Annotated in this window: 9 protein-coding genes and 2 pseudogenes; 9 read left to right on the top strand and 2 right to left on the bottom strand. The window is 38.5% G+C overall.

Features of this window, described 5'->3' with window-relative positions; translation table 11 throughout:
- The 6 genes and pseudogenes from VB693_RS02905 to VB693_RS02880 all read left to right on the top strand — a co-directional run.
- The coding region (locus VB693_RS02905; protein WP_323264979.1) for a transposase at window positions 1–226 on the top strand (226 nt) is incomplete at its 5' end.
- A gap of 109 nt (window positions 227–335) precedes the next feature.
- Window positions 336–586: pseudogene (locus tag VB693_RS02900) on the top strand (hypothetical protein); the annotation flags it as partial.
- 383 nt (window positions 587–969) lie between these two features.
- Window positions 970–1,989 (top strand): AraC family transcriptional regulator, encoded by a 1,020-nt coding sequence (locus VB693_RS02895; RefSeq protein WP_323264978.1) that lies wholly within the window; start codon window positions 970–972, stop codon window positions 1,987–1,989.
- 188 nt (window positions 1,990–2,177) lie between these two features.
- Window positions 2,178–4,799 carry a TonB-dependent siderophore receptor gene (locus VB693_RS02890; RefSeq protein WP_323264977.1) on the top strand — a complete coding sequence of 874 codons (2,622 nt, stop codon included), beginning with the start codon at window positions 2,178–2,180 and terminating at the stop codon, window positions 4,797–4,799.
- Between the two features lie 125 nt (window positions 4,800–4,924).
- Entirely contained in the window at window positions 4,925–6,058 is a 1,134-nt protein-coding gene (locus tag VB693_RS02885; protein WP_323264976.1) for an iron-siderophore ABC transporter substrate-binding protein, read from the top strand.
- A gap of 291 nt (window positions 6,059–6,349) precedes the next feature.
- Entirely contained in the window at window positions 6,350–8,143 is a 1,794-nt protein-coding gene (locus VB693_RS02880; RefSeq protein WP_323264975.1) for an ABC transporter ATP-binding protein, read from the top strand.
- Window positions 8,144–8,206: 63 nt separating this feature from the next.
- Here VB693_RS02880 and VB693_RS02875 read toward each other — a convergent pair.
- Window positions 8,207–8,422, bottom strand: a pseudogene (locus tag VB693_RS02875) (hypothetical protein); the annotation flags it as partial.
- A gap of 229 nt (window positions 8,423–8,651) precedes the next feature.
- Between VB693_RS02875 and VB693_RS02870 the strand changes: the two are divergent.
- From VB693_RS02870 to VB693_RS02860, 3 genes are all read left to right on the top strand, one after another.
- On the top strand, window positions 8,652–9,026 hold the full coding sequence (locus VB693_RS02870) for a hypothetical protein (protein ID WP_323264974.1): 375 nt from the start codon (window positions 8,652–8,654) through the stop codon (window positions 9,024–9,026).
- 40 nt (window positions 9,027–9,066) lie between these two features.
- Window positions 9,067–10,020, top strand: coding sequence for an iron-siderophore ABC transporter substrate-binding protein (locus VB693_RS02865; protein WP_323264973.1), 954 nt, complete (start codon window positions 9,067–9,069; stop codon window positions 10,018–10,020).
- A gap of 192 nt (window positions 10,021–10,212) precedes the next feature.
- Window positions 10,213–10,344, top strand: a complete 132-nt coding sequence (locus tag VB693_RS02860; protein WP_323264972.1) for a hypothetical protein — start codon at window positions 10,213–10,215, stop codon at window positions 10,342–10,344.
- An 82-nt stretch (window positions 10,345–10,426) separates the two neighbouring features.
- Here the strand turns inward: VB693_RS02860 and VB693_RS02855 are convergent, their stop codons facing one another.
- Entirely contained in the window at window positions 10,427–11,770 is a 1,344-nt protein-coding gene (locus VB693_RS02855; RefSeq protein WP_323264971.1) for a TldD/PmbA family protein, read from the bottom strand.
- Between the last annotated feature and the right edge of the window lie 110 nt (window positions 11,771–11,880).

The raw sequence follows: 11,880 nt of genomic DNA, 5'->3' as shown, positions 1-11,880 counted from the left end.
ACGTTTTCCCTACCTATTGCAACCACCTCATTCTCCTGAACTTAATCCAATTGAAAGGCTTTGGCAGTTTCTCAAAAAATCACTTCATAATGAGCTTTTTCCTTCTTTGCAAGATTTACGCGCTCGCATACAACAATTGTTCGAGCAATTAACGTTTGAGCAGGTAATGTCTATCTCCTCTTATAACTTTATTTTAGAAGCTCTTTTCTATGCAGCTTCATATTAAATTGGTATTAGTAAAAATTGAGAATATCAATACATACTACAAGAACTTGTAACAATTAAGAAATATTCTCAATACATTATGTAAAACTTGAATAAGTTGTTGATTTATCGTCGTTAATGAGACGGAAGCGGCAATTCAACGCTCTTTAGATAAGATTACTGTGAATTGGACTACGATCTCGATAAGCCTAACGGCATAGCTTCTCCTAGCGGAGACGCTTCGCATAGCTTGCTTTGCTACGCAACGCTACCGCGAACCCCGGAGGGGTATGCTTACCGCTCACCATCTTCCCTCAATTCGCAGCAGTCATTGCATATATGTGATGGATCATGGTCAAGTTGTGGAATAGGGAAACACTAAGACTTACTCGCGCTTGATGGAATTGATCTCAGTTTTGTGGTGTTTAAAGAAGTATTGGCAAAGGTATTGCTAGGTTAAACAGATTTTTAGATAAAAAAGCCTTGTGGTCAATGGATAACCAGAAAGGTTAACTTAGCGACTTGATATACAGTCGCTTTTCTTACAGTGACTTTCATGCAACAATTAATAATATTTCTTATTTAAGAGATATAGCAGTTTGGGGTACTGACTACTGACTACTGACTACTGGAGCGATCGCTGACTTGTCAAGTTTGCAATTAACATTGCATCCAGTATTAGGTGTTCCCTGTTAAGGAACTGGAAAAGCTGTGTTAGTTTCAACCATATATCAGCTTGATAATAATAGCAATTATCATTAGACTATGACAAAAATTATTACAAGTACAGACTGGGAAGAACTATGGGCAGAAAGTGAGCAAAATGGTCAACTTTCTAGTCAATCAAAGGGGCTTGAAACTATCCATAAAGGGAAAATTCTAGATATCTGTCATACCTATGAATGCTGGACAGAATTACGTAGTGGACTATTTATTAAGATACATGAAAAAGAGTTTATTAATGATCTAGTATGGATTAGAGATAATTTAGATGATACTGCATTTGGCTTGAGTTTTTTTCTTTCAGGAAAAGTGAGAATTGAACGCCACGGTTTAACTGACAAAACAGACGAAATCGTAGGCAGATATTATTCAGAATGTAACTGCGATATCAAAGAAACTGAATGGTGGAAAGCCGGAGAAAAGTTTTCACGAATTTATCTGAAAATTGAACCACAGCAATTCTTTCAAAGTTTTGGCGAAGAAGAATTAGAACAGATACCCATTTTCCTGCGCCAAGCAGTAATGAATGGTAAAGTACAGCCTTACTACCAGCAAGGGGAAATCACACAGCAAATGTGGCAGGTGTTATGTAATATCCTCAAGTGTCCCTATCAAGGCTTAATGAAGCGAATGTATTTGGAAGGTCAAGTAATGGGATTGATGACGCTTTATTTCCAGCAATTTCAGGAACAGGAGATACAAAATCATAGCTTTCCAGACAAAAGTTTGAGAGATGTCGAGAGAATATACCAAGCCAAAGAAATTTTGTTGGATAATCTAGAAAATCCACCCAGTCTAATAGAGTTAGCACAACAAGTAGGGATAAATGAATTTAAATTGAAGCGTGGGTTTCGTCAAGTTTTCGGGACATCTGCGTTCAAATATTTGCACAACTATCGTCTGGAAAAAGCGAAACAACTTTTAGCATTAGGAGAAATGAACGTTGAAGAAGTGGCATTTAGAGTAGGTTTTGACAGTCGCAGTTACTTTGCTTTAGCTTTCCGCAAAAAATTTGGCTTGAATCCCAAACAATACTTTCAACATCAGCAAAAATCCCTCTAGCGTTCAAAAAAAATCCCTCTAGCGTTCAAATTAGAAATCCGAATCCCCTATTGTAGATACACTACTAGTTTAGTTAAGAAATATTCCTAACAGCTTGTGGGGATAAATGGAGTGACCTAATACCCTAACCTGTCACAGGAGAGGGGTAAAAAGTCCGATTAATACGTTGGTGTGAGGGAGATTTGGTGATGAGATTAATAAAATCGCTTTCCGGGCTGATGTTTACAGCCTCAGTTTTCATACTCATAACACAGTCAGTCCTGGCTGAAACTGATGGGGGAAATTCGGTTGATATTGAAGATAAAAGCAAATCTATATCAACTATGCCCCAGTTGAGTGAAGTAAAACTTCCCCAGAGGAATGCCGCACTGTTGTTAAGTCAAAACCCTGATGCAGAGGCAATAGTAGAAGTTACAGGGGTACGTATCAACCAAACTGAAAAAGGTGTTGAGGTCATTTTAGAAACTGCTAAAGGTGATGCTCTCAAACCTGTTCAGAAGAATGAAGGCAATAAATTAATTATCGATATTCCCAATTCGCAATTGCGCTATGAGGGTAGTGATACATTTCGTCAAGAAAAACCATTTGCCGGAATTGCGGAAGTCTTGGTAGTTAATCAAAATAATAATACTATCCAGGTGACAGTGACGGGGGAAACAGGACTGCCGATAGTTGAGTTATTTGATGGGGATGAAGGGCTAATTTTTGGCGTAACACCTGCTGCAACTACGGCGCAACAACCACAAACGCCACAAGCTCAAGAAAAGCCAGCAGTTGAAACACCCCAAGAAGAACCAGTAGCACAGCAGGATGAACCGATTGAGTTAGTGGTAACGGGACAACAGAATGGGTATCGCGTACAGGATGCGACGACTGCAACAAAGACAGATACACCTTTGCGCGATATTCCCCAATCTATTCAGGTAGTGCCGCGAGAAGTGCTGGAAGATCGCAATGTGAGAAGTCTAGCTGAGGCAGTGGAAACGGTTAGTGGCGTAGTTGACGGTGCTGACTACAACGGTTCGCCTGCACAAGACTTCATTATTAGAGGATTTGAACAGGGTGGAAGTTTCCGAAATGGCTATCGAGATGTAAATTCTTATGGCTTGACAGGAGTGGGGACGATTGAGCGAGTGGAAGTTCTCAAAGGGCCAGCCTCGGTTTTATTTGGGGCTGTAGAACCTGGTGGAATCATCAATGTCGTCACCAAACAACCCTTGAGTGAACCCTATTATAAGCTGGGATTTGAGGTGGGGAACAGGGCATTTTATCAGCCTAGTATTGATTTCTCTGGCCCTTTAAACGCCGATAAAACTTTGCTTTATCGCTTCAACGCCAGCTATCAAAGTTCAGATGGTTTTCAAGATTTTGTCAACACAAATCTGACTACAATCGCACCAACAATCGCTTGGAAATTGGGTGATAGAACAGACCTGACTCTATATTATGAGTATATTAACTTCAAAGGAACTTTTGAGCAGTATACCTCTATTCTTAGCGATAATACGTTTCTGCCTCGAAGTTTCTATCAGGCATATCCTAACAATGCTTACGTAGATAATACTACCCAAAAGTTGGGTTACACATTGAGTCATGAATTTAGTGATCACTGGCAGATTCGCAATAACTTTTCTGTGGTTACTAGTAAAAACGCTGAAGAATATACTTTAGCAACGGGAGTAGTGAACGATCAGTCCTTACGGCAATTTGCTCAAGATCGTGATTTTACGCAAGACAACTATTTTGGACAGATCGACTTGCTAGGAAAGTTTAATACGGGATCGATTTCACACCAAATATTGATGGGTTTTGATTTCAATTATAATATTGATACTTTTGCAAGGGTAGTTCAAAGGAATGTTCCTAATCTAGATATTTTCAATCCCAACTATAATATTCCCAGCTTCGACTATGGCCCACGTTCTAGTTCTACCGAACGTTTTCAAACCTACGGGATTTACCTTCAGGATCAGATTACCTTTCTAGATAATCTGAAATTATTAATCGGTGGACGCTTCGATTGGATTTCCGGCGAGAATACAGACAACGTGACAGGGGATACGACACAAAACCCTGATAGTAGTGCTTTCAGCCCCCGAATCGGGTTAGTGTATCAGCCCAGCAAATCTATTTCTCTCTACACCAGCTACAGCCAATCTTTCGTCCCTGAAACTGGAGTCAACCCTGATGGTGAAATATTTGAGCCTACAAGAGGAACACAATATGAAGCAGGTATTAAAGCTGACTTTCTAGAGGGTAGGCTTTCGGCAACATTGGCAGCCTATCAGATCACCAAGTCAAATATTCTCACCCCCGATCCTGATCCTGAAAGAGCTGCGCTTGATTACTTAATTCAGGTAGGGGAGCAAAGAAGTCGAGGGATTGAGTTAGATGTTGCGGGGGAGATTTTACCCGGTTGGAAGGCGATCGCTTCCTATGCTTACACCAATGCAGAAGTAACTGAAGATAACGATATTCCTGTAGGCAATCGATTGGTGAGTGTGCCAGAAAATCAAGCTAGTCTCTGGACAACCTATGAGTTTCAGAATAGCGATTTGAAGGGTTTGGGATTTGGTCTGGGTCTATTTTATGTGGGTACGCGATCGGGAGATTCAGCTAACTCCTTTGAAATACCCGATTACTTGCGTACCGATGCGGCAATTTACTACCGTAGAGATGGTTTTAAAGCTGGTATCAATATCCGTAATCTATTTGATACCGACTATATTAGAACCTCTGACGATGGCAGAACATTTCTGCGAAGAGGTGCGCCTTTTACAATTATCGGCTCTATTAGCTGGGAATTTTAACTCTCTCCTGTAGATCATCAGTTAAGTAATTTGCGTGTACACAACACCAGTCTTTTAGACAACCTGCCAAATATTAGTTAAAGAAGAAATGCCTTGCAATGAGAAAGAGAGCCATTAGTACAATTATGCCATTATTACTTGTTGTTAAAGATGTTTGCCTTTTGACTTTTGCTAAGTTTGTTTGGGTTGTCAAGACTGTTTTTTCGAGTTTGCATATCTTGTGTCAACCCCGACAGATTTCGAGTAATTACAAATTTTTACCATTCTTTCTGACAATAGTTTTGGTTTTAGCGATCGCAGCCTGTAACAACAACACACCGCAGCTAGAAAAAAGGCAAACAAGTGCAACTGCTCTAACGCCAATAGAAACAAAAACTATTAGTCATGCTTTAGGTAAAGTTGAAATTCCACTTAAACCGCAGCGAGTTGTTGTACTAGAAGAAAATATAATTCTCGATTCTCTACTGGCTCTGGGTGTAAAGCCAGTTGGTGTCATGTATTGTCAGGACTGTGAGGAAAATTTTCGAGGTATACCCAGCGACTTACTTGCTGACATTCCAGTTGTGGGCAATATTGGAAATCAACCTTCCCTAGAGAAAATTCTTAGTTTAAAACCCGATTTAATTTTGGGGTTAACATGGCTCAAGAGTTCTTATAAAATCCTTTCTAGTATCGCGCCAACCGTACTGATCGATTTTCCGAGTATGTATGACTTTAAAGAAAGACTACGATATGTAGCCCAGGTGTTGGGAAAGAGCGATCGCGCAGAGGAACTTCTGACTCAGTACCAAAATCGTATCCAAACATTGCGGCAGCAATTAGGAAAGCAACTAGAAAAAAAAACAATATCTGTGATTTATCTTGCAGGTTCGGCGGATATTTTTTATAGCTACAGACCGGACTTTCTCGCTTATGGTCAAATTCTTAGCGACGCAGGTTTACGACTAATCCAACAAAATCAAAAACAACGCGAGTTAACATTAAGTATTGAAGTTTTACCCAAATACGATGCGGATATTTTATTTATTATGACAGAACACTTGACTAGAGATTTTAAAGAAGCAAATCCTGAAGTTTTATCTTTCTTACAAAAGCCTATTTGGTCAAATCTTAAAGCTGTTAAAACTAAACAGATATATAGGGTAAATTGGACTGTCGGGGGAGCTATGGGAGCTAACAGAATAATTGATGACCTCTATAAATATTTAGTCAAAACACCATTCGATAATCAAAAAATCACACAGGGCAAACGCATCTAAGATATTGAAAAAGTGGTAGATAAGATGTAAGTAGTACAGATAAACTAGACGACGTTTGAGGGAGCGATGCCTGCGGCGGGCATAGCCATCGAACTTTAATGGTAAAGTCATTATTCTGCTTTTACATATGTGTGTTAGCAAAATAACCTATAAATTGCCCTTTTAGGATATAACTTTGCCGTTTTTGGATAGAATTCACATATCAAACAATAGTAAAATTTATATATTTTGGTCAACTGCCATTGCAATGACTAACTAGAAAACCTAAATCACTGAACTTGCACTCTGACAATGACATCAAAATTCCATCCTTTATCAAATCAACTCTCTCCCCTCCAAAGGTTACTTAACTACGGACAAAAATATCAGGGACAAATTTATCAAGCCTCTACCTACTCTGTAATCAATACAATTTTAGATTTAGCCCCACCTTGGTTAATAGGTGTAGCTGTAGATATATTAGTCCAAAAGCAAGATTCTTTTATAGGTAAATTAGGCATTCAAGAAGTAATATGGCAATTTTCTCTACTTTCATTAATTACCGTTATTGTTTGGATATTTGAATCACTTTCTCAGTATGCTTATGATAGAATTTGGCGGAACTTAGCCCAAAATATTCAACATAATTTACGTTTAGATGCCTACAATCATTTACAAGAATTAGAATCAGCTTATTTTGAAGACAGTAGTACAGGCGGTTTGATGTCTATTCTCGGTGATGATATCAACCAACTCGAAGACTTTTTAAATGGGGGAGCTAATGAAATTATCCAAGTTACCACTTCATTTATAATTTTAATCGGTGGTGCATTCTTCATTTTACCTCTCAACATCACTTTAGCAGCAATGCTACCAATGCCGTTTATTCTCTGGGGTTCATTAGTCTATCAAAAGCGTCTCGAACCTCGTTATGCTGATGTTAGGGAAAAGGTGAGTTTTCTAAATTCTCGGTTAGCTAATAATATTAGTGGTATTACCACCATTAAAAGTTTCACTGCTGAAAATTATGAAAGTGCCAGATTAGCAACAGAAAGCGAAGCTTATAAAAGAAGTAATGCCAAAGCAATTAAACTTTCTGCGGCTTTTGTGCCTGTAATTAGAATGTTGGTTTTAGTTGGGTTTACGGCTTTATTATTTCTGGGAGGTATGGCAGCTTATTCTGGTAGAATATCCATCGGTAATTATAGCGTTTTATTAGTTTTAGTCCAAAGATTATTGTGGCCATTGGTATTTTTAGGAGAAACTTTTGACAGATATCAACGGGCAATGGCTTCGACAAAGCGAGTGATGGATTTGTTAGATACTCCCATCCAAGTTATTACAGGAGATATGCCTTTAGTTGTGGAGCAAGTACAGGGGGAAGTTGAGTTTAAAAATGTTACTTTTGCTTATCGAAATAGTGCAACAATAATTAAGGATTTATCCTTACACATTCCTGCTGGAAAAACTATTGCGGTTGTTGGTTCTACAGGTTCGGGTAAAAGCACTTTAGTAAAACTATTGTTGCGATTTTATGATGTTGCTAATGGCTCAATTACCATTGATGGGGTTGATATTCACAGGTTGAATTTATCCGATTTGCGTCGCAGTATTGGCTTAGTTAGTCAAGATGTATTTTTATTTCATGGTACGGTGGCAGAAAATATTGCCTACGGTACTTTTGAAGCGACTGATGAAGCAATCATTAATGCTGCGAAAGTAGCTGAAGCACATGATTTTATTAGAGAGTTACCCCAAGGTTATGAAACAATAGTTGGGGAACGAGGACAAAAGTTATCTGGGGGACAACGCCAACGGATAGCTATTGCTAGAGCAGTGGTAAAAAATCCGCCGATTTTGATTTTGGACGAAGCGACATCTGCGGTGGATAATGAAACTGAAGCCGCAATCCAACGCTCTTTGGAAAAGATTACCGTAAATCGGACAACGATCGCGATCGCTCACCGTCTTTCCACAATTCGCCACAGTCATTGCATATATGTCATGGAACATGGTCAAATTGTCGAGCAGGGTAAGCATGAGGAATTACTAGCAATTGATGGGATTTATACCAGTTTGTGGCGCGTACAGTCGGGGATTCATTAATTCTAGCTAACTTTTTTTGATGATTACAGGCTTGTCTTACAAAGAAGCGTATAAGTACAGCAATCCGTTAATAGTTGCACAAAGACCAAAATTGGAAGCAATCAACATCTGCGGTTGGATGAAACCGCTAATTTCTAAGCTTTCACGCAAAGCGTCAGCCAATCTTGGCTGACCTGTATTTTCCACTGGTTCATCCTTTAGTTGAAAATCATCCGGCAACGCTTCCCAAGAGATTACCAGATTATGTAGCTCTTTGGTTTTACCGAGTTGTGTCGCCATAAAGACCGCTTTTTATGGATTTGTGTTAATTGTATCGCTGCCAGTGGGTCAAAAATCTATGTCAGGAAATCATCAGTTATTTCCAGGAATAAATAATTGCCTACTACACTGTTAATATGCAACAATTTTAAAAATAATTCTCATTTAATTAAAAATAAAACTCAATTTTTGATCAATTTATTACGTAATTTTTAATATAAATTTTACTTTTTATTCCGTAATATCAATTATGACTATCACTATCTCCCAGCAAACCTTCGACAAGCTGTTGTATCAAGAGACAGAAAACAGTTCCCAATATCCAGATCCAGATGATCAGTTAGATGTGATATATGATTACCCAAAGGTACTGGGACAAGGCTATTGGCGAGAAATCAAGCTGCGTCAGGGTTTGCAGTTAGCTATTGGTGATTTGCGGTTGTGCGATCGCGTGATTTTTGAAGACCCAGAAACAGAATCTTGGCTAAGTTACCATTTTCATTTTTCAGGGGAACATGAGGATAAATATACATCCATAGGTAGCGGAAAGTATATTTTCCAAGGCAGTGGTTTGGTTCCTCAAGCACCTTTTGCAATTACTGGATCAGTTTCAGTAAAGTTTTAATTGTATTGATTCTTGACTGAATTTTATCTAGCAAAGAACAATGACAATACGCTCCGGGATACGTTGTTTATTATTAATGGTTGTGATTTTTGGACAGATTACAGCTTGTAGCAGTTGCACAGTTCAAAACACAGTTTTTCCTACTGAAGTCGCAAGTAAAGATTGCCGCATGGTTAAACACACAATGGGTAAAACTTGCGTTCCCATAAATCCCCAGCGTATTGTCACTTTTTCTTTACCGACTTTAGGTAATGCGCTTACCCTTGGAGTTAAGCCCCTGGGAAGTACCTATATTGATATGCTGGGCGAAAATACATATCTAGAGGGTAAAGTAGATGGTATACATTCACTAGGAATTTCTTCACCTAATCTAGAAAAGATTTTACTGCTTAAGCCTGATATTATTATAGGTTGGAATGCAGAAAGTCAATTTTATCCTCTACTTTCAAAAATCGCTCCTACTGTACTATTTAATTGGCAAAATAAAACTTGGCGAGACTTATTTGATTTTGTTACTCAGGTTTTAGGAAAACAAGAAGCGGCACAAAAAGCTTGGGAACATTATTATCAGCGAGTGGAAAAACTCAAAGCAGCTTTAGGAAATCGCTATCAAAATCAAGAAATTTCTCTTGTCTTTTTAGCACCTGGTGTAATATTCAGCGAAGGCAAGAACTCTTTTCCCGATTCTATTCTCAAAGATGTGGGATTACAACGTCCCAAATCACAAGATGTTATCGCACCTTATACACAAATTTACTTTTCCATAGAAGAATTAGAGAAAGTAGACGGTGATGTTTTGTTTGTAGGAACTTTAACTGATGATGATCAAAAATTTCTAGAAGAACTCAAGCAAAAACCACTGTGGAAAAATCTGCGAGCCGTTCAACAAAATCACGTTTACTCTATGGATTATCTAACTTGGCGAGCCGGAAATTTACTGGCTACTGATGCAGTAATTGATGACTTATTTAAATATCTCGTCAACACGCCTTGAATTGTGGCTGTGTATTTATAGAGATAAATTTTTACAAATGAATTCATTTAAGCGATCGCCTATCATCAATATTTGTGATTGTCACAATACTTGTAGTCATTTCTCTGCTTACTAAATACGGAATGGCGAAATTTGCGTTTTTACCATTTTCGGATCAAAATTTGCCGTTTCTTGACAGACTAAAACTGGTTGATGCGTTACGTTTACCTTCGCCGTGGGGCGATCGCCTGTAATCACTATCTCAATTATCACTGTGCGCCTTTAGCCCATTTGTTTTTAGGATCAATAGTTTCGCAAATCTTGACTGCGATCGCATCTATTTAATTTAATGAAGTTAGATAAAGTGACACTTTCCAGGTTAAAGTCACGGAATAGCTAGGGATGAGGAAATCATGCAAACTGGAAGTTACAAGGTATAAGTAAAATCATTTACCAACATACCTGGAACTAAGCTACCGCCGAGTTGACGACTTTCGTATGTGCCGACTTCTGGGATGAACTCTTGAAAATTGGTGAAGGCTACTAAATTTTCTCCCCAAAAACGATAAAGACTTTCATCGAAGCGGAGATTTTCGATGGGTGCGACAATTTCACCGTTTTCTACCCAAAAACAAGCGTAACGGGTCATACCTGTAATTCTACCTTTAGGGCGATCGCTCCAGTTCAAGTAATGTAAATTAGATACATACAACCCTGTATCTAAACTTGACAAGATTTGCTCATAAACTAAATTACCTGGACTGATTTCTGGCGCACGTAGAGTTTCGGAACTATTAGCACCATTGGCAATTTTCTTATATTCCTTCGCAGTGCGGGAATTAATTAAGGTATTGACTAATTTACCGTTGTCTATGATTGGTAATTCTGGTGCTGCGGTTTCGCCCAATTCATTAAATCGCGGTACTAGCCCCCGGTGAAAATTTTCTTTTAAACTAAATGCAGACGACAATTGTTTTTCTTGTCGTGACAAACTTGCTAATGCACTGTTACCTTGTTGGATATCTGCTTCACTCACAGCACCCCAAGAAAGCATACCCAATAAATCAGCCACGGCAGCAGGTGCAAAGTAAGTCTTGTATTGTCCTTTGGGTAATTCCTTTGGTGTATTAGATAATAGTTTAATGAGTTTTTTAGCCTCGCTGATTTTAGCGGTATAAGCGGCTGTCTCCCAATTACTACCTGCAAATATACCTTTAACAGCTTGCCCAGATTCGATAAATAAAGAATAGTCTAAGGTAAAAGAATCAGTTGCGAACCAATGTTTTTGTCCACAGGAATCACCATAGGCTCTAATTGCTATTCCCCCAGCATATATACCAGTAAAATCTAATTCATTAATTTGTTCTAAGATATTTGACAATAATACGTCTGCTGTCAGCAAGTTACCTGTATTTACTTCTCGACCAGTATTATTTCCTGATGGTAAGACCTGATAAGAATCAGATGGTAATACAGGCAATTCATCTCGTAGTTCTTGTAAAGCTTTATATGCTGCTTGCCAGTCTGTTTCCAAATTGCCAGTAAACGGAAATTGGCGAAAACTACTACGTTGATCTGCCATGAGAGTTAATTCCACCGAACCGTCAGATACATAACCAGTTTGACGGATTTTGGCATGATTCAATCGAGTAAATTGACTGCGTTCACAGTTCAATTTGACAGTAAATTCTTCATTTTCTGCCTTTTTTGCAATGAGAGTTTCTAGTATTTGATTAAAGCTAACTTCTAAGGTAGAGATTTCTGCTTTCATAAGTAAGAATGATGCACTTAACAAGGGCAGTGGAGCGCAATAAAAATATATTAGTTAATGTTGATTTTTCTTGCGTCAAACCAACCTACGTTCTATCTTTAATTTTGAAT

The organism is Anabaena sp. UHCC 0399, assembly GCF_034931465.1.
Classification (GTDB): Bacteria; Cyanobacteriota; Cyanobacteriia; order Cyanobacteriales; family Nostocaceae; genus Trichormus; species Trichormus minutissimus.
The sequence above is the reverse complement of the archived record's forward strand: the minus strand, read 5'-3'. Positions and strand labels throughout refer to the sequence as shown.

Coding starts and splice junctions, on each gene's coding strand:
- VB693_RS02895 (WP_323264978.1), top strand. CDS start 970: ATGACAAAAATTATTACAAGTACAGACTGGGAAGAACTATGGGCAGAA.
- VB693_RS02890 (WP_323264977.1), top strand. CDS start 2,178: ATGAGATTAATAAAATCGCTTTCCGGGCTGATGTTTACAGCCTCAGTT.
- VB693_RS02885 (WP_323264976.1), top strand. CDS start 4,925: ATGCCATTATTACTTGTTGTTAAAGATGTTTGCCTTTTGACTTTTGCT.
- VB693_RS02880 (WP_323264975.1), top strand. CDS start 6,350: ATGACATCAAAATTCCATCCTTTATCAAATCAACTCTCTCCCCTCCAA.
- VB693_RS02870 (WP_323264974.1), top strand. CDS start 8,652: ATGACTATCACTATCTCCCAGCAAACCTTCGACAAGCTGTTGTATCAA.
- VB693_RS02865 (WP_323264973.1), top strand. CDS start 9,067: ATGACAATACGCTCCGGGATACGTTGTTTATTATTAATGGTTGTGATT.
- VB693_RS02860 (WP_323264972.1), top strand. CDS start 10,213: ATGCGTTACGTTTACCTTCGCCGTGGGGCGATCGCCTGTAATCACTAT.
- VB693_RS02855 (WP_323264971.1), bottom strand. CDS start 11,770: ATGAAAGCAGAAATCTCTACCTTAGAAGTTAGCTTTAATCAAATACTA.